Origin of the sequence: Agromyces sp. NPDC058110 (assembly GCF_042884735.1) — a bacterium.
Lineage (GTDB): Bacteria > Actinomycetota > Actinomycetes > Actinomycetales > Microbacteriaceae > Agromyces.
Window position 1 is genome coordinate 404,866 of the sequence record NZ_JBHVTI010000002.1, and the last position, 17,862, is coordinate 422,727.

Consider the following 17,862-nt stretch of genomic DNA (forward strand, 5'->3'; position numbering starts at 1 on the left):
GCATCCGCCGTCCGCGCTCGGCGACCGCCCCGAACCGCCCTGCCGGCTGGTCTAGAATCGAGCGGTCATGACTGCCATCTACGACTGTTCGGTCGAATCCCAGCTGCTCACCGGCCTCCGACTCGCGCGCGGGGCGATCGGTCGGGGCCAGCTCGTCGTGATCCCGACCGACACCGTCTACGGCGTCGCCGCCGACGCGTTCGACCCGGCCGCGGTCGGGCGCCTGCTCGAGGCGAAGGGTCGCGAGCGCACGTCGCCGCCGCCCGTGCTCATCCCCGGCATCCCGACCCTCGACGCGCTCGCGAGCGAGGTGCCCGAACCCGTGAGGCAGCTGGTCGGCGAGTTCTGGCCCGGCGGGCTCACCGTCATCCTGAACGCCCAGCCCTCCCTCACCTGGGACCTCGGCGAGACCCGCGGCACGGTCGCGCTCCGCATGCCCGACAGCCGCATCGCGCTCGAACTGCTCTCCGAGACCGGCCCGCTCGCGGTCTCGTCGGCGAACCTCAGCGGGCTGCCCGCGGCGACGACCGCCGCCGAGGCCGCCGACATGCTCGGCGAGTCGGTCGCCGTCTACCTCGACGGCGGAGCGGCCGGCACCGTCTACGACGCGATCGGCGAGCGCCCGGGCGACACGAGCTCGACCATCATCGACGCGATCGGGCTCACGGGCGGGAGCGGCACCATCCGCATCGTGCGCGCCGGCGTGATCTCGCGCGAGCGCATCGCGGCGGTCGTCGGCGAGGAGCTGCTCGCGCCCGCCGCCGCCGCGGGGGAGTCCGCTGCCGGCGCCGAGCCGGCTGCCGCGCAGGCCGACGGCGCGGAGCCGGCCGCTGCGCAGGCCGACGACGCCGAGCCCGCCACCGCACCTGCAGACCACGAGCCGCAGCCTGCGGCATCCGACGACTCCCGGGGTGCCGCCGCCTCATGACCCTGTTCCTCGCGCTCGCGATCGTCGCCGCGCTCGTGACCCTCGCGGGGTCGTACGTGGTCTGGAAGCTGAGCCTCAAGTACCGGCTCTACCCCAAGATCCGCGAGCGCGACGTGCACACCCGGCCGACTCCGAGGCTCGGCGGCATCGCGATGTTCATCGGCATCCTGGTCGCCTTCGGCGCCGCCTGGTTCGTGTCGAGCCTGGGGCCGACGCGCTTCGCGAACGTCGCGATCATCTTCCAGGACCCGACGCAGGTGCTCGCCATCCTGGGCGCCGCGCTCCTCATCGTGCTCATCGGCGTCGCCGACGACATCTGGGACCTCGACTGGACCACGAAGCTCGCCGGCCAGTTCATCGCCGCGGGGCTCATCGCCTGGCAGGGCGTCTCGATCGTCTCGCTGCCCATCGGCGGCATCCTCGTGGGCTCGTCGTGGATGTTCGCCACGCTCACGGTCTTCGTGATCGTGCTCGTGATGAACGCCGTGAACTTCATCGACGGCCTCGACGGCCTCGTCGCGGGCGTCTCGCTCATCGCCAACGGCGTGTTCTTCGTCTACACGTACCTGCTCGTGCAGCAGACGTCGCCGACGAACTACTTCAACCTCGCATCGATGATCGCGATCATCCTCGTCGGCGCGTGCGCCGGGTTCCTGCCGCTCAACTGGCGACCCGCGAAGCTGTTCATGGGCGACGCCGGGGCGCTGCTCGTCGGCCTGCTCATGGCGACCTCCGCCATCGCGGTCACGGGACAGCTGAACCCCGCCGGCGTCGGGTTCAACCAGCTCTTCGCCGCGTTCATCCCGATCATCCTCCCGGTCATCGTGCTGCTGATCCCGCTGCTCGACTTCGGCCTCGCGGTCGTGCGGCGCCTGCGCGCGGGCAAGTCGCCGTTCGCGGCCGACCGCAAGCACCTGCACCACCGCCTGCTCGACATGGGCCACTCGCACCTGAACGCGGTGCTGATCTTCTACGGCTGGACCGCGGTCGCGTCGATCGGATGCCTCCTGACGTACGTGTTCCCCGTCTACCTCGGCATCAGCGCCCGCTGGGCGTTCCTGATCCTCGGCGTCGGGTTCGTGGCGTGCGCGGTCGTGACGCTCGCGCCGCTCGGACGCCGCAAGCGCCTGACCGTGGCGGCGGAGGCCACCACCTATGCGCCGGTCGCCCCGCACCTCGACGAGCTCGAGGGCGCAGCCGCGGGAGCGGGCACGGCTGCGGCCCAGACGCCGTCGGTAGAATCGGGCGACCCACGACTGGAGCCTGATGAACGACGCACGACCTGACACCGCCGATAACACCCCGACCTCGAACCCCGTCCTCCGGCAGGCGCTGATCTGGGGCGGCATCGTCGCCGCGGCCCTGCTCGTCGTGAGCGGCGTGCTCGGCTGGGTGTTCGCCGGCGGCGAGGGCCTCGTGGGCGCGCTCATCGGCACCGCGATGGCGGTCGTGTTCATGGGCATCACAGCGGCGACGATCCTCATCGCCAATCGCTTCTCGTCGAGCGACCTGTTCGTGGGTGCGTTCTTCGGCATCGTGCTCGGCGGATGGCTGCTGAAGTTCATCGTCTTCATCGTGCTCGTGGTGCTGCTGCGCGACGCCGCTTGGCTCGACACGACCGTGCTGTTCCTGAGCCTGGTCGTCGGCGTGCTGGCCTCGCTCGTCGTCGACGTCGTCGTCATCACGAAGTCCCGGATGCCGCACGTCAGCGACGTCGAACTGCCTCCCGCACCCCGTGAAGACTGAATTTCGACGCGTTGTCGAAAATATCGCCTGAGACTCGCTCGGCGATTCGTCCGATGCCCGAACTCTTGCTAGAGTAATGGGGATCCCCCCGGTACGAGCCTGCTTCGGCATGTGCACGTCACCGTTCCGATGTTCGTCGTCGCGAGAGCAGAGCTCCACGCCCCGAAACAGGAGATAGCGCTGCTAGCTAACGCTCTGAACCTGCTGGTTCCGATTTCAACCAACGATGGTGAGTTCCACGGGCCGTCGATCGACGAATTCTTCCCGGGAGCACTGCTCTTCGAAGACACCCCGTTCGAGATCAACCGCATCATGCTCGTCCGCTTCGTCGCGGTCGTCGCACTGCTCCTGGTCTTCTGGCTCGGCACGCGCCGACTGCGCGTCGTGCCCGGTCGATTCCAGAGCCTCGTCGAGATGGGTCTCGACGTGGTGCGCGTCAACATCGCCGAGGACCTCCTCGGCAAGAAGGACGGCAAGCGCTTCCTGCCGATCCTCACGACGATGTTCTTCATGATCCTGTTCATGAACATCACGGGCATCATCCCGTTCCTGAACATCGCCGGCACCTCCGTCATCGGCGTGCCGCTGGTCCTCGCGATCGTCGCGTACATCACGTTCATCTACGCGGGCGTCAAGAAGAGCCCCAAGAACTTCTTCAAGAACTCCCTCTTCCCCTCGGGTGTTCCGTGGCCGGTGTACATCATCGTCACGCCGATCGAGCTCATCTCGACCTTCGTGATCCGCCCGATCACGCTGACCCTGCGACTCATGATGAACATGATCGTCGGTCACCTCCTGCTCGTGCTCTTCTTCGCAGCCACGCAGTTCTTCGTCTTCACGATGGGCGGCTGGTGGACTCTCCTCGGCGCCGGAACGCTGGCCTTCGGCTTCGCGTTCACGCTGTTCGAGATCCTCGTCGCCGTTCTGCAGGCATACGTCTTCGCACTCCTGACCGCGGTCTACATCCAGCTCGCGGTCGCCGAAGAGCACTGAGCCCGGGCACCCGCCCAGAAACATCCCTAGGAAAGGAAACCCAACGTGGACGCAACCACCGTTCTCGCTGAGATCAACGGCAACATCGCGACGGTCGGCTACGGCCTCGCAGCCATCGGCCCGGCCATCGGCGTGGGCATCGTCGTCGGCAAGACCATCGAGGGCGTCGCTCGTCAGCCCGAGCTGGCCGGCCGCCTCCAGGTCCTGATGTGGATCGGTATCGCCTTCACCGAGGCGCTCGCCTTCATCGGTATCGCGACCTACTTCATCTTCGTCTGATCCACCCGCCGCAACTGAGGAGGCCAACGTGCTTCATGCAGTACTGAGCGCTGCAACCGAGGGTGGCGAGACGCACAGCCCGGTCATCCCCGAGGGTTACGACATCCTCTGGTCGTCGGTCTGCTTCGTCATCATCCTCATCTTCTTCTGGAAGTACGTGCTGCCGCGCGTCCAGAAGATGCTCGATGAGCGCGCCGAGGCGATCGAGGGCAACATCGCGAAGGCCGACGAGGCCCAGCGCAAGGCCGAGGCCGCTCTCGAGGAGTACACCGCCCAGCTCGCCGACGCGCGCGCCGAGGCCGGTCAGATCCGCGAGACCGCGCGTGAAGACGGCAAGAAGATCGTCGCCGAGGCGAAGGACGCCGCGGTGTCCGAGGCTGCTCGCGTCACGGCCGGCGCCCAGGCGCAGATCGAGGCCGAGCGCCAGTCCGCGCTCGTCTCGCTCCGCTCCGAGGTCGGCACCATCGCGATCGACCTGGCCTCCGGCGTCATCGGCGAGTCGCTGACCGACGACCAGAAGGCCCAGGCCGTGGTCGACCGGTTCCTCGCCGACCTCGAGGCGTCCGAGAAGGCCGCCGCAGGGGAGACGAAGTAACCCATGGGTAGCGCTACGAGAGAGGCCCTGGCGGCGTCGCGAGCTGCGCTCGCGTCGTCGGGCCAGGCCGACGTGTCGGTCGCCGAGGACCTCCTCGCCGCGGTTCGACTCATCGCCGCCACCGGTCAGCTGCGCACGGCGCTCACCGACAACGAAGCCGATGAGGCGCAGAAGGGCGCGCTGGTCACCGGCGTGTTCGGCGGCCGCATCGCTCCCGGTGCGGTGTCGCTGCTCACGGCTGCCGCCTCGCAGCGGTGGTCGAGCCAGGCCGACTTCCTCGACGGTGTCGAGGAGCTGGGTCTGCGCATCGCCGCAGGCGCAGCCGGGGCCGGCGTCGAACTCGACGCCCAGCTCTTCGCGTTCGAGCGCACGGTCGCGTCCGACTCGGAGCTCGAGCTCGCGCTCGGCTCCAAGCTCGGCGCGAACGACGCCAAGGCCCGCCTCGTCGAGCGACTGCTCGGCACGGGCAAGGCCGACCCGGCGACCCTCGTGGTGATCCGTCACCTGGTGCTCTCGCCGCGCGGTCGCCGCATCGGCGAGATGCTCCGCGCTGCGGCCGCCGTCATCGCCGACCAGCGCGGATTCGAGGTGGCGACGGTCACGACCGCCGTGCCGCTGAGCGAGGCCCAGCTGGCACGACTCGAGCAGGGACTCGCCGTTCAGGCCGGTCGCCGCATCCGATTCGACACCATCGTCGATCCCGCCGTGCTCGGCGGGGTCCGCGTGCAGATCGGCGACGACGTCATCGATGGCAGCGTCGCCTCGCGCCTCAGCTCGCTGAGGCAGAAGCTTGCCGGCTGACGCCGGACGACATCGACCGGCGTCCTGCGCCGTGACACACCAGTAGCTGGTCAACCGGCACAGAAAAGGGCCGAGGCCCTTCAGAAAAGGAAATGGCAATGGCAGAACTCTCCATCAGCCCCGATGAGATCCGTACGGCTCTCACGGAGTTCGCCTCGGCTTACGAGCCGGGCACGGCGCAGAAGACCGAGGTCGGATACGTCACCGATGCCGCAGACGGCATCGCGCACGTCGAGGGACTGCCCTCGGTCATGGCCAACGAGCTCATCCGCTTCGCGGACGGCACGCTCGGTCTCGCGCTGAACCTCGACGAAGACGAGATCGGCGTCGTCGTGCTCGGCGAGTTCACCGGCATCGAAGAGGGCATGGAGGTGACCCGCACGGGCGAGGTCCTCTCCGTCCCCGTCGGTGAGGGCTTCCTCGGCCGCGTCGTCGACCCGCTCGGCAACCCGATCGACGGCCTCGGCGAGATCACGGGCATCGAGGGCCGCCGCGCCCTCGAGCTCCAGGCTCCCGGTGTCATGCAGCGCAAGTCGGTGCACGAGCCGCTCCAGACCGGCATCAAGGCGATCGACGCCATGATCCCCGTCGGTCGCGGCCAGCGCCAGCTGATCATCGGCGACCGCCAGACCGGCAAGACGGCCATCGCGATCGACACGATCATCAACCAGAAGGCCAACTGGGAGTCCGGCGACGTCAACAAGCAGGTCCGCTGCATCTACGTCGCGATCGGCCAGAAGGGCTCGACCATCGCCTCGGTGAAGGGCGCGCTCGAAGACGCCGGCGCCATGGAGTACACGACGATCGTCGCGGCTCCGGCTTCCGACCCCGCCGGCTTCAAGTACCTCGCGCCGTACACGGGCTCGGCCATCGGCCAGCACTGGATGTACGACTCGAAGCACGTCCTCATCATCTTCGACGACCTGTCGAAGCAGGCCGAGGCCTACCGTGCCGTGTCGCTGCTCCTCCGCCGTCCGCCGGGACGCGAGGCGTACCCCGGTGACGTCTTCTACCTGCACTCGCGTCTGCTCGAGCGTTGCGCCAAGCTCTCCGACGAGCTCGGTGCCGGTTCGATGACCGGCCTGCCGATCATCGAGACCAAGGCCAACGACGTCTCGGCGTACATCCCGACGAACGTGATCTCGATCACCGACGGCCAGATCTTCCTCCAGTCCGACCTGTTCAACGCCAACCAGCGTCCCGCGGTCGACGTCGGCATCTCGGTCTCTCGAGTCGGCGGTGACGCCCAGGTCAAGTCGATCAAGAAGGTCTCGGGCACGCTGAAGCTCGAGCTCGCCCAGTACCGCTCGCTCGAGGCCTTCGCGATGTTCGCGTCCGACCTCGACGCGGCATCGCGCCGTCAGCTCGCACGAGGCGCCCGCCTCACCGAGCTGCTCAAGCAGCCGCAGTACTCGCCGTACCCCGTCGAGGAGCAGGTCGTCTCGATCTGGGCCGGCACGAACGGCAAGCTCGACGAGGTTCCCGTCGAAGACGTGCTGCGCTTCGAGCGCGAGCTGCTCGACTTCCTCGGCCGCAACACCTCGGTGCTGACCGACCTCCGCGAGACCAACGTGCTCTCCGACGAGACGGTCGCGACGCTCGAGTCGTCGGTCGACAAGTTCAAGCTCGAGTTCCAGACGGGCGAGGGCAAGCCGCTCGCATCCGTCGGTTCCGAGAAGTTCGAGCCCATCGCCGCCGAGTCGGTCAACCAGGAGCAGGTCGTCAAGTCGAAGCGCTGAGCGCCTCGACACGACTGAACGACCGACCCTAGGACTACAGGAGAGACATGGGAGCGCAACTTCGGGTCTACCGGCAGAAGATCAAGTCCGCCCAGACGACGAAGAAGATCACCAAGGCGATGGAGCTCATCGCCGCCTCGCGCATCCAGAAGGCGCAGGCGCGGGTGGCCGCATCGACGCCGTATTCGCGGGCGATCACTCGTGCCGTCTCGGCGGTCGCCACGCACTCGAACGTCGAGCACGTGCTGACCAGCGAGCCCGAGCGCATCGAGCGCGCGGCGGTCGTGATCCTCACGTCCGACCGCGGTCTCGCCGGCGCGTTCAACTCGCAGGTGCTTCGTGAAGCGGAGCAGCTCAGCGAGCTGCTCCGCTCCGAGGGCAAGGAAGTGAGCTACTTCCTCGTCGGGCGCAAGGCGGTCGGCTACTTCGCCTTCCGTCGCCGCGGGTTCGAGCAGCAGTGGACGGGCAGCTCGGAGAACCCCGAGTTCGAGCTCGCGAAGGAGATCTCCGACGCGGTCCTCGAGGCCTTCCTCCGCGATGCATCCGACGGCGGCGTCGACGAGATCTTCGTGGTCTACAACAAGTTCGTCAGCATGATGACCCAGACGCCCTCGGTCGTGCGGCTCCTGCCGCTCGAGGTCGTCGAAGGCGTCGCCGAGGCGAACACCGAGATCGAGCCGCTCTACGAGTTCGAGCCCGACGCCGAGACGGTGCTCGACGCGCTGCTTCCGGTCTACATCGAGAGCCGCATCTTCAACGCGCTGCTGCAGTCGTCCGCGGCCAAGCACGCCGCGACCCAGAAGGCGATGAAGTCGGCGAGCGACAACGCCGACAAGCTCATCACCGACTACACCCGCCTCGCGAACAACGCCCGCCAGGCCGAGATCACGCAGCAGATCTCCGAGATCGTTGGCGGCGCCGACGCGCTCGTCGCCGCCAAGTAGCAACTCAGAAAAGAGAGAGCAGAATGACTGACACCGCAACCGCGCCGGTCGCCGCGCGTGCCGCCGGCGCCGTCGGACGCATCGCCCGCGTCACCGGCCCCGTCGTCGACATCGAGTTCCCGCACGACTCGATCCCCGAGATCTACAACGCGCTGAAGACCACCGTCACCATCGGCGACGAGTCCTCGGTCCTGACGCTCGAGGTCGCCCAGCACCTCGGCGACGACCTCGTGCGCGCCATCGCCCTGAAGCCCACCGACGGCCTCGTTCGCGGCCAGGAGGTCACCGACACCGGCGAGGCGATCTCCGTGCCCGTCGGCGACGTCACCAAGGGCAAGGTCTTCAACGTCATCGGCGAGGTGCTGAACGGCGAGCCCGGCGAGCAGCTCGAGATCACCGAGCGTTGGCCGATCCACCGCAAGCCCCCGGCCTTCGACCAGCTCGAGTCGAAGACGCAGCTCTTCGAGACCGGCATCAAGTCGATCGACCTCCTCACGCCGTACGTGCAGGGTGGAAAGATCGGCCTCTTCGGCGGCGCCGGTGTCGGCAAGACCGTCCTCATCCAGGAGATGATCCAGCGCGTCGCGCAGGACCACGGTGGTGTGTCGGTGTTCGCCGGTGTCGGCGAGCGCACCCGTGAGGGCAACGACCTGATCCACGAGATGGAGGAGGCGGGCGTCTTCGACAAGACCGCCCTCGTCTTCGGCCAGATGGACGAGCCGCCGGGAACGCGTCTGCGCGTCGCCCTCTCCGCGCTCACGATGGCGGAGTACTTCCGCGACGTGCAGAAGCAGGACGTGCTGCTCTTCATCGACAACATCTTCCGCTTCACGCAGGCCGGTTCCGAGGTCTCCACGCTGCTCGGCCGCATGCCGTCCGCCGTGGGGTACCAGCCGAACCTCGCCGACGAGATGGGCATCCTCCAGGAGCGCATCACCTCGACGCGTGGTCACTCGATCACCTCGCTGCAGGCGATCTACGTGCCCGCCGACGACTACACCGACCCGGCTCCGGCGACCACGTTCGCCCACCTCGATGCGACCACCGAGCTCTCGCGTGAGATCGCGTCGAAGGGTCTCTACCCGGCCATCGACCCGCTGACCTCGACGTCGCGCATCATGGACCCCCGCTACCTGGGCGCCGACCACTACCGCGTCGCGACCACGGTCAAGCAGATCCTGCAGAAGAACAAGGAACTCCAGGAGATCATCGCCATCCTCGGTGTCGACGAGCTCTCCGAGGAAGACAAGATCACGGTGGCCCGCGCGCGCCGGATCCAGCAGTTCCTCTCGCAGAACACCTACATGGCCAAGAAGTTCACGGGTGTCGAGGGTTCGACGGTTCCGCTCAAGGAGACGATCGAGTCGTTCGACGCGATCGCCCGCGGCGACTTCGACCACGTCGCCGAGCAGGCCTTCTTCAACGTCGGCGGCATCTCCGACGTCGAAGAGCAGTGGGCTCGCATCCAGAAGGAGAACGGCTGAACATGGCCGCACTCAACGTGAGCGTCGTCTCGGCCGACCGGGAGATCTGGTCGGGCGAGGCGTCCATGGTCGTCGCTCGCACGGTCGAGGGCCAGATCGGCATCCTGCCGGGCCACGAGCCGATGCTCGCGGTCCTGGCTGCCGGCGAGGTCCGGGTCTCCCTGCCCGACGGTGAGAAGATCTCCGCGAACGCCGAAGACGGCTTCCTCTCGGTGCAGTCCAACACCGTCCAGATCGTCGCCTCGCGCGCCGAACTGGTCTGAGGGCTCGGCGGATGCAGGGGGAGCAGCCGCTGGATCGGCAGTTCGGAGAACTGTCGATCACCCAACTCGTCGTCATGGCGGGTCTGCCCGGAGCCGGGAAGTCGACGATCGCTGAGATCGTCGGCGCCCGGCTCGGGGCGACCGTCGTGTCGGTCGACCCGATCGAGTCCGCGATCCTGCGGGCCGGTATCGACGCGGACGAGCCCACCGGGCTCGCCGCGTACCTCGTGGCCGAGGAGATCGCCGAGAAGGAACTCCTGTCCGGCCGAACGGTGATCGTCGACGCGGTGAACGCCGGAGAGGCGGCTCGCCTTCAGTGGCGCGATCTCGCCGTGCGCACCGAGGTTCGGCTTCGCGTCGTCGAGGTCGTCTGCTCCGACGAAGAGCTGCACCGGGCGCGCCTCGCGAAGCGGGAGCGCAACCTTCCGCACCTCGAAGAGACGACTTGGCGTGCGGTCGAGCAGAGCCTCGAGGGCTATGCGGCCTGGACGGGCCCGTCGTCGGCGCTTCCGCGCGTGACCATCGACAGCATCGAGTCCCTCGGTTCCAACGTGGACGCGACGCTCGCGTTCCTCGCGTCGTAGATGCTGGTCCTGCTGCCGCCCTCCGAGACGAAGCGGGCGGGCGGCCACGGTGCGCCGCTCGATCTGTCGTCGCTCTCGTTCGCAGATCTCGAGCCGCTCCGCATGCAGCTCGCCGACGAACTCGTGGCGCTGAGCGCCGACGAGGAGTCGGCGCTGCGGGCCCTCAAGCTGGGTCCGCGTCTTGCGACCGAAGTCGAGCACAATCGTGCGCTCTGGTCGTCGGCCACCATGCCGGCGCTCGACCGGTTCACGGGAGTGCTCTTCGACGCGCTCGACGCCGAGACCCTCGATGAGGGCGCCCGTGCGTATGCCGCACAGAACGTGTTCGTGCACTCCGCACTGTTCGGCCTCGTCGGGGCGATGGATCCGATTCCGGCCTATCGCCTGTCGCACGATTCGCGCGTGCCCGGGCTGCCGTTGAAGCGCTTCTGGCGCGACGCGATCGCCGATCGCATCGCCGCGCACGACGGGCTCATCATCGACCTGCGGTCGGAGGCCTACGCCGAGCTCGGCCCGGCGCCGGTGCACGCCGCCAGCGTCTTCGTGCGGGTGGTCGCCGTCGACGAGGGCGGGCGGCGACGAGCGCTGAACCACTTCAACAAGCAGGCGAAGGGGCGGTTCACGAGGCGATTGCTCGAGACGCGTCCGGCGCTCGGCTCGGTCGACGAGCTGTTGGACTGGGCTGGTTCCGAGGGCTTCGAACTCTCGGCCGGCGCACCAGCCGGGCGTGGCCCGGCTGAACTCGATCTCGTCGCCTGACCACGCTGCCCGAGGGTCGCGCCTGCGCCTGCCGGCACACGGCGGGGGCGTCAGCTGCGAGCGGTACAGGGCTCTGCCGCAGCCTGCGTCCGCCGAGGGCTCAGCGTCAACTCGCGACCGCCGAGGGGTCAGCGTCAGCCCGCGTCCGCCGAGGGGTCAGCGTCAGCCCGCGTCCGCCCAGGGCTCAGCGTCAGCCCGCGACCGCCGCGGCGGCGCTCGGATTCGGCTGCGCGTCTGCCGCCTCTGCGCGGAAGCAGCCGACGAGGTGGTCGTCGACGAGACCCGCGGCCTGCATGAGCGCGTACATGGTGGTCGGGCCGACGAACCGGAACCCGCGCCGCCTGAGCTCCTTGCTCAGCGCCGTCGATTCGGCCGTGATGGCGGGAACCGCGCCGAACCCCGTCGGCCGCTCCTCGCGGCGAGGGGGAGCGAACGACCAGATGAGTTCGTCGAGCGGCTGATCGAGGGCCAGCGTGGCTCGCGCGTTCTGGATGGTGGCCTCGATCTTGCCGCGATGGCGGATGATGCGCTCGTCGTCGAGGAGCCGCACCACGTCGGCCTCGGTCATCGACGCGACCCGTTCCGCGTCGAATCCGTGGAAGACCTCGCGGAAGGCCGGACGGCGTCGCAGGATGGTGATCCACGAGAGTCCGGCCTGGAATCCCTCGAGGCAGACCTTCTCGAAGAGACGCACCGGGTCGTGCTGGGGCGTGCCCCACTCCTCGTCGTGATATCGACGGTACTCGGCGTCGTCGCCGCTCCATCCGCAGCGGTCGATGCCGTCATCGCCACGGATGAGTTCGGGACGTGGGATGACGCTCACGCGGCGAAGCCGATGCGCTCGTGCCCGAGGAGCCAGAGCTTGGTCGGCACGCCCTCACCGCCGGAGTACCCGGTGATGCGCCCGTCGGAGGCGAGCACGCGGTGGCACCCGACGATGATCGGCACGGGATTCGCGCCGACGGCTCCGCCGATCGCCCGAGCAGATCCGGGCTTGCCGACGGCGGCGGCCAGCGCCCCGTACGAGGTGGCGTCGCCCCACCGCAGTTGCTGGAGCCGGCCCCAGACGGCGCGCTGGAACTCGGTGCCCTGGAGGTGCACCGGCACGTCGAAGTCGGTGCGGGTGCCCGCGAAGTACTCGTCGAGCTGGATCGCGGCGGTCTCGAGCACGGCGTTGCGGTGCTCGGGCTCGTCGTCGTGGGGGAGCGAGCCGTCGCGCTCGATCGTGAGAGAGGTGAGGGCCTCGTGGTCTGCGAGGAGCTCGATGCGCCCGATCGGGCTCTCGAGCCGAGCAAGGAAGCGTTCGGTCATGATTCGAGCGTAGCCGCGGCATCCGACATGGACTCGCGGGAATCGGACATGGGTGGAACTCGGCGCCGAGGCGCCCTGTCGAGGGCGAGACGCCGAGTGGTCCTCGACAGCCGAGGGGCCCGAGCCGGGTGTCGTCTGCGCCGCCGGGCGCCGTAGGGCGAACGGAAGCGTGCCCGACGCTGTGCGGATGACCGCAATCATCCGCGCGACAGCCGCGCACGACTTCCTCGCCCTCGTCCCCGTGCTCGCGGGATTCGTGCCCGAGCGCTCGCTCGTCTGCGTCGCCTTCTCGGGCAACCGCAGCGTCGGCGTGCTGCGACACGACCTGCCACCCGAGGCAACCGACCACGAACGCCTCGTGACCGCGGTGATCGGCACGATCTGCCGGATCCCCGACGTCGATGCCGTCGTGCCGGTCGTCTACAGCTCGGAGTGTTACGGAGAATCGGGAGGAATGCCTCATCGCGATCTGCTCGAACTCGTCGTCGAACGCGCGGGGCGTGCCGGGTTCCACGTGCGGGACGCCCTGTGCCAGGCGGCCGACGCCTGGAGTTCGCTGCTCGACCCCGAGTCGCCGGCCACGGGGCATCCGCTCGACCTCGTCGCGTCAAGCCCCGTGCTGCTCGACGTGCCGGAGTCCGATCGCCCGGGGTCCTCGCAACCGCGCGGCGGTCTCCCGGATGCTGATCCGGCGATAGCACTGCAGGTCGCCGGGATCCTCGAGGAGTTCGCCGACCTGCGGCGGGTCGAGCGAGCGGTGGCCGGCCTCGCGCGCGATGCGGATCCGGTCGAGCTCGTGGAGACGCTGGTGGCACGCCCGAGGCGACGCCCGCTCGACGCCCGCCGCGTCGCGTGGCTGCTGCACCTGGCTGCGCGGCCCCCGTACCGCGACGCGATGATGCTGCAGATGGCGTTCGGTCGCACGCTGGGGGAGATCGCGCTCGACCTGCCGGATCCGGGGAGCGAGCCGATCGCCCTCGTGGGCGATCGTGTCGAGCGCCGTGCGGACGAACGCGACGACGTGCTCGCGAACTTGATGCTCGGCCGTTCGATGCTCCGGCCCGACTCGGCCCGAGCCGAGCGCGGCATCGAGCAGCTGCGCAGGGCTGTCGCGCATGCCCCGGAGGACGTTCGGCCCGGGCCGCTCTGCATGGCAGCCTGGCTGGCCTGGTCGCTCGGTCGCGGGTCGGAAGCCGGAGGATTCCTCGACGCGGCGCTCGCGATCGCCCCGGAACACTCGATGGCGGGACTGCTCGAGGGATTCATCGGCGCAGGTGCGCTCCCGGAGTGGGCGTTCGCCCGAAGGGCTGCGGCCGACGAGGTGCACGGCTTCGCGGTCGGCGGGCTGTGACGTCGTCCGGCTGGTCCTGCCGCCCCCGAACGGGCGAACGACGGCGGCAGGACGGAGATCGGTCAGATCTTGGACGAGGCCTCGGTGAGGACGCCGCGGAGGATCTGCTCGATCTCCCGGAACTCGCTCGGGCCGATGGTGAGCGGCGGCGAGAGCTGGATCACGGGGTCGCCGCGGTCGTCGGCACGGCAGTACAGGCCGGCATCGAAGAGCGCCGTCGAGAGGAAGCCGCGGAGCAGGCGCTCGGACTCCTCCTCGTTGAAGGTCTCGCGCGTCGCCTTGTCCTTCACGAGCTCGACCGCGAAGAAGTACCCGGCGCCGCGCACGTCGCCGACGATCGGGAGGTCGCTGAGCTTCTCGAGCTCGGCGCGGAAGAGCGGCGAGTTCTCGCGCACGTGACCGAGGAGGTTCTCCTCCTCGAAGATGTCGAGGTTCTCCAGAGCGACGGCCGCCGAGACCGGGTGACCTGCCCAGGTGTAGCCGTGGTAGAACGTCGTGTCGCCCTTCGAGAACGGCTCGTAGACGCGCTCGTTGATGATCGTCGCACCCATCGGGGCGTAGCCCGAAGTCATGGCCTTCGCGCAGGTGATCATGTCGGGCACGTACCCGTACTCGTCGCACGCGAACATGTGGCCGATGCGGCCGAACGCGCAGATGACCTCGTCGGAGACGAGCAGCACGTCGTACTTGTCGCAGATCTCGCGCACGCGCTGGAAGTAGCCGGGGGGCGGAGGGAAGCAGCCGCCCGAGTTCTGCACGGGCTCGAGGAAGACGGCCGCGACGGTGTCGGGGTCCTCCATGAGGATCTGCTCCTCGATGCGGTTCGCCGCCCAGATGCCGAAGGCCTCCTCGCTCTCGGTCGGCGCCCCCATGTCGGCGGCACGGTAGAAGTTGGTGTTCGGCACACGGAGGCCGCCGGGGGTGATCGGCTCGAACGGGGCCTTGATGGGCAGGCCGGTGACGGCGAGAGCGCCCTGCGGGGTGCCGTGGTAGGCGAGGGCGCGCGAGATCACCTTGTACTTGCTCGGCTTGCCCATGAGCTTCCAGTAGTTCTTCGCCAGCTTGTACGCGGTCTCGACCGCCTCGCCGCCGCCGGTGGAGAAGAACACGTGGTTGAGGTCGCCCGGCGCGTAGTCGGCCAGGCGGTCGGCGAGCTCGATCGCCTTGGGGTGCGCGTACGACCAGATCGGGAAGAACGCGAGCTCCTCCGCCTGCTTGGCGCCGGCCTGCGCGAGACGCGATCGGCCGTGGCCGGCGTTCACCACGAAGAGGCCCGCGAGGCCGTCGATGTAGCTCTTGCCGTTGATGTCGAAGATGCGGTGGCCCTCGCCGCGGGTGATGATGGGCACGCCCGAGGTCTCCATCGTGGACTGCCGGGCGAAGTGCATCCACAGATGGTCCTTCGCCTTCTGCTGCAGAGCGGCGTTGTCGTAGACCGTGTCGGTCATGATCTTCCCTTCTTAGCGAGTGCCCCAGTTGTAGAACTGCTTCTGGAGCTTGAGGTAGACGAACGTCTCGGTCGAGCGCACGCCCGGAAGGTTGCGGATGCGGGAGTTCAGCAGCGTGATGAGCTCGTCGTCGTCCTCGCACACCACCTCGGCCAGCACATCGAAACTCCCGGCGGTGAGCACGACGTAGTCGATCTCGGGCAGCTCGGCGAGGCTCGTCGCGAGCTCGCGGGTGTCGCCCGAGGCGCGGATGCCGATCATCGCCTGGCGAGTGAACCCGAGCTGCATCGGATCGGTCACGGCCACGATCTGCATCACGCCCGACTCGGTGAGTCGCTGCACGCGTTGGCGCACGGCTGCCTCGGAGAGGCCGACCGCTTTGCCGATGTCGGCATAGGAGCGTCGGCCGTCGGCCTGCAACTGCTCGATGATGGCCTTCGAGACCTCGTCGAGGTGAACCGGCCGCGGCGAGGCAGGTCGTGCCGTGTTCGTCATGCGATCGATTGTGTCAGTGGGAAACGCCTTCGGCAAGGGAATCCGTCGAAAATCATTCGATCTGCAACGGATTCCCGCCGATTGACTCGGTTTCGCCAGTGCATCCGCCCGTGAGGGATGCGATGGACCGACCGTGCTGGTGCAGACTGATCACATGGTCGCAGGAACCGTGACGAGCGCATCCAGGGTCGGGGCAGCCGGCTGGGACGTCGTGGTCGGCGACCGATTCATCGCGGCGCTCGGGGCGCCCGCCGATGCCGAGGCGCTCGCTGCGCTCGCCGCGCTCACGGCCGACGACGGAGTCGGCATCGAAGAGCTCATCCAGGTGATCCCGGGCATCCCCGGCGACGACGACGGCGCCGACCAGGGCTTCGCCGTGGTGTGGTGGTCGCGATCCCGCGCCGAGACGGACGCGGCCAACGCGGCCGACGCGGCCGGCGGGCCGGTGCAGGCGCCGGCATCCGGCCACGCGATCACCGCGGTCGTGCGCGGCGAAGCCGTCGTCGATCTCGATTCCCCCGGTGGGTCGCGCCGGTTCGACTCGCGCGGCATCCGACCCTGGCACCTCGCCGAGTTCCGCGACGTGACCGGCATCCGGATCGCGGCAACCGGCGCCCCGTTGCACCCCTCGACCGAAACGACCGAGGCGGCGGCACCGGCTCGCGTGTCGTTCCGGGCGACGGACGTGGCGTGGTCCCCGAACGGTTCCCGGCCCGGTCGTGAGGTCGACGACCGCTCGCACGGCACGCGGACCGACGAACTCGTGCTCGAGGACACCGTCGCGGACTTCGCCGAACACGACGCCGACCTGCTCGCCGGCGGAGCGAGCACCTTCGCTCCCGGCGCGGCGCCACGGGTGCGGATCGGCTCGGAAGGCGTGCGGACGGTCACCGTGCCCATCCTCGTCGGCCGGCGCCCGCTCGCTCCGAGGGCGCCCGCCGCCGCCGCGACCGCACCCGAGCTCGTGCCCGTGCGCTCGGCCACGGGGGTCGTCTCCGGAACCCACCTCGAGCTGCGCGTCGAGGGTGCGCGCCTCGTCGCGACCGACCTGCGATCGACGAACGGAACGGTGCTCCGAACCCCGGCCGGCGTGCGCCGCCTGCGGGCGGGGGAGTCGATCGTCGTCGGACCGGGCTGCTTCCTCGACCTCGGAGACGATACGATCATCGAGGTCCTCCCAGCCGATGACGACACTCCACGCCCGACCCGAACCGACAGGCCCCACTCGTGACTCAGATCGGAAACGGCATCTCACGTCATCCGGTCGTGCTGCCCGACGGCACCCGGATCACGCTGTCGTGGGCGGCGGTCACCGACACCGGGCACCGCAGGCAGGTCAACGAGGACAGCTACGTCGCGCAGGCGCCGCTCTTCGCCGTCGCCGACGGCATGGGCGGCCACGCCGCAGGCGACTTCGCGAGCGCGGCGGTCGTCACCAGGCTCGCCGAGCACGGCGGCAAGACCATCGTCGGCACCTCGGACATCGACCACGCGCTTCGCCTCGCCGTGCAGGACATGCACCGAGGCACCGGCGTCACCGACGAGGGCAGCGGCACGACCGTGACCGGGGTCGCGCTCGGACTCATCTCCGACGAACCGGCGTGGATCGTGTTCAACATCGGGGACTCCCGGGTGTACCGCCTCGTCGGCGGCGTGCTCGAACAGCTCACCGTCGACCACTCGATCGTGCAGGAGCTCGTCGACGCGGGCCAGATCACGCGCGACGAAGCGGACACGCACCCGCATTCGAACGTGATCACCAGGGCCGTCGGATTCCACGAGTCCCCGATCCCCGACTACCGGGCCATCTCCGTCGAGCCCGGCATGCGCCTGCTGGTCTGCTCCGATGGACTGACCAAGGAACTCACGTCGTACGGCATCCGGCACTTCCTCATGGCGGACCGCTCGGCCGAACGGGTCGCCGAGCACCTCCTCGACGCGGCGCTCGGCAACGGCGGTCGCGACAATGTCACGGTGCTCGTCGTCGACGTGCTCGAGGTGGTCCGCCCCGACACCTCGGCGGCCGACGGCTCGCTCGACTCGCCCGCGGCATCCTGAACCCCGTCGTTGCCCGAGGTCGCGACCTGCATCACAGACCGGTTGCGACCGTGCTCCGCCCCGTCCTCGAGTGGTACGGGCGAC

20 protein-coding genes are annotated in these 17,862 nt (G+C 68.9%); 16 read left to right on the forward strand and 4 right to left on the reverse strand.

The annotated features are described in order from the left end of the window. Positions 1 to 67 precede the first annotated feature (67 nt). From ACFVS8_RS06430 to ACFVS8_RS06490, 13 genes are all read left to right on the forward strand, one after another. Positions 68 to 928: an L-threonylcarbamoyladenylate synthase gene (locus ACFVS8_RS06430; protein ID WP_387059125.1), complete on the forward strand. Its 861-nt coding sequence runs from the start codon at positions 68 to 70 to the stop codon at positions 926 to 928. Continuing rightward, a complete protein-coding gene (locus tag ACFVS8_RS06435) occupies positions 925 to 2,214 on the forward strand; it encodes an MraY family glycosyltransferase (RefSeq protein WP_387059127.1) in 1,290 nt (429 codons plus the stop codon). The genes ACFVS8_RS06430 and ACFVS8_RS06435 overlap by 4 nt, the downstream gene beginning before the upstream one ends. Further along, positions 2,195 to 2,674 (forward strand): hypothetical protein, encoded by a 480-nt coding sequence (locus ACFVS8_RS06440; RefSeq protein ID WP_387059130.1) that lies wholly within the window; start codon positions 2,195 to 2,197, stop codon positions 2,672 to 2,674. Before ACFVS8_RS06435 ends, ACFVS8_RS06440 begins: the two co-directional genes overlap by 20 nt. A gap of 195 nt (positions 2,675 to 2,869) precedes the next feature. Further along, positions 2,870 to 3,667: a F0F1 ATP synthase subunit A gene (atpB, locus tag ACFVS8_RS06445; RefSeq protein ID WP_387059746.1), complete on the forward strand. Its 798-nt coding sequence runs from the start codon at positions 2,870 to 2,872 to the stop codon at positions 3,665 to 3,667. 45 nt (positions 3,668 to 3,712) lie between these two features. Continuing rightward, a complete protein-coding gene (gene atpE, locus ACFVS8_RS06450; RefSeq protein ID WP_022888426.1) occupies positions 3,713 to 3,946 on the forward strand; it encodes an ATP synthase F0 subunit C in 234 nt (77 codons plus the stop codon). A gap of 28 nt (positions 3,947 to 3,974) precedes the next feature. Further along, the gene (locus ACFVS8_RS06455) at positions 3,975 to 4,541 is read left to right on the forward strand and encodes a F0F1 ATP synthase subunit B (protein ID WP_387059133.1); all 567 of its coding nucleotides are present in this window, start codon (positions 3,975 to 3,977) and stop codon (positions 4,539 to 4,541) included. Positions 4,542 to 4,544: 3 nt separating this feature from the next. Further along, on the forward strand, positions 4,545 to 5,342 hold the full coding sequence (locus ACFVS8_RS06460) for a F0F1 ATP synthase subunit delta (RefSeq protein ID WP_387059136.1): 798 nt from the start codon (positions 4,545 to 4,547) through the stop codon (positions 5,340 to 5,342). Between the two features lie 98 nt (positions 5,343 to 5,440). Further along, positions 5,441 to 7,081, forward strand: coding sequence for a F0F1 ATP synthase subunit alpha (gene atpA, locus ACFVS8_RS06465; RefSeq protein WP_387059139.1), 1,641 nt, complete (start codon positions 5,441 to 5,443; stop codon positions 7,079 to 7,081). 47 nt (positions 7,082 to 7,128) lie between these two features. After that, positions 7,129 to 8,025, forward strand: coding sequence for a F0F1 ATP synthase subunit gamma (locus ACFVS8_RS06470; RefSeq protein WP_387059142.1), 897 nt, complete (start codon positions 7,129 to 7,131; stop codon positions 8,023 to 8,025). Between the two features lie 23 nt (positions 8,026 to 8,048). Next, complete coding sequence (gene atpD, locus ACFVS8_RS06475; RefSeq protein ID WP_387059145.1) at positions 8,049 to 9,509, forward strand: F0F1 ATP synthase subunit beta; 1,461 nt, start codon at positions 8,049 to 8,051, stop codon at positions 9,507 to 9,509. Positions 9,510 to 9,511: 2 nt separating this feature from the next. Beyond that, entirely contained in the window at positions 9,512 to 9,772 is a 261-nt protein-coding gene (locus tag ACFVS8_RS06480; protein ID WP_387059147.1) for a F0F1 ATP synthase subunit epsilon, read from the forward strand. Positions 9,773 to 9,783: 11 nt separating this feature from the next. Further along, positions 9,784 to 10,356, forward strand: a complete 573-nt coding sequence (locus ACFVS8_RS06485) for an AAA family ATPase (protein WP_387059150.1) — start codon at positions 9,784 to 9,786, stop codon at positions 10,354 to 10,356. Next, positions 10,357 to 11,115, forward strand: coding sequence for a YaaA family protein (locus tag ACFVS8_RS06490; protein ID WP_387059153.1), 759 nt, complete (start codon positions 10,357 to 10,359; stop codon positions 11,113 to 11,115). 190 nt (positions 11,116 to 11,305) lie between these two features. Here ACFVS8_RS06490 and ACFVS8_RS06495 read toward each other — a convergent pair whose 3' ends face one another. Next, positions 11,306 to 11,929: a DNA-3-methyladenine glycosylase I gene (locus tag ACFVS8_RS06495; RefSeq protein WP_387059749.1), complete on the reverse strand. Its 624-nt coding sequence runs from the start codon at positions 11,927 to 11,929 to the stop codon at positions 11,306 to 11,308. Positions 11,930 to 11,934: 5 nt separating this feature from the next. Further along, positions 11,935 to 12,426: a methylated-DNA--[protein]-cysteine S-methyltransferase gene (locus ACFVS8_RS06500; protein ID WP_387059156.1), complete on the reverse strand. Its 492-nt coding sequence runs from the start codon at positions 12,424 to 12,426 to the stop codon at positions 11,935 to 11,937. Positions 12,427 to 12,613: 187 nt separating this feature from the next. On the opposite strand from ACFVS8_RS06500, the gene ACFVS8_RS06505 reads away from it, so the two are divergent. After that, positions 12,614 to 13,777 (forward strand): DUF4192 family protein, encoded by a 1,164-nt coding sequence (locus tag ACFVS8_RS06505; protein ID WP_387059159.1) that lies wholly within the window; start codon positions 12,614 to 12,616, stop codon positions 13,775 to 13,777. A gap of 62 nt (positions 13,778 to 13,839) precedes the next feature. Here ACFVS8_RS06505 and ACFVS8_RS06510 read toward each other — a convergent pair whose 3' ends face one another. Continuing rightward, on the reverse strand, positions 13,840 to 15,225 hold the full coding sequence (locus ACFVS8_RS06510; RefSeq protein WP_387059162.1) for an aspartate aminotransferase family protein: 1,386 nt from the start codon (positions 15,223 to 15,225) through the stop codon (positions 13,840 to 13,842). Positions 15,226 to 15,237: 12 nt separating this feature from the next. Beyond that, positions 15,238 to 15,720, reverse strand: a complete 483-nt coding sequence (locus tag ACFVS8_RS06515) for an Lrp/AsnC family transcriptional regulator (protein ID WP_387059165.1) — start codon at positions 15,718 to 15,720, stop codon at positions 15,238 to 15,240. 154 nt (positions 15,721 to 15,874) lie between these two features. Between ACFVS8_RS06515 and ACFVS8_RS06520 the strand changes: the two genes are divergently transcribed. Next, positions 15,875 to 16,951 carry an FHA domain-containing protein gene (locus ACFVS8_RS06520; RefSeq protein WP_387059168.1) on the forward strand — a complete coding sequence of 359 codons (1,077 nt, stop codon included), beginning with the start codon at positions 15,875 to 15,877 and terminating at the stop codon, positions 16,949 to 16,951. Next, positions 16,948 to 17,778 (forward strand): PP2C family protein-serine/threonine phosphatase, encoded by an 831-nt coding sequence (locus ACFVS8_RS06525; protein ID WP_387059171.1) that lies wholly within the window; start codon positions 16,948 to 16,950, stop codon positions 17,776 to 17,778. The genes ACFVS8_RS06520 and ACFVS8_RS06525 overlap by 4 nt, the downstream gene beginning before the upstream one ends. Positions 17,779 to 17,862: the final 84 nt, after the last annotated feature.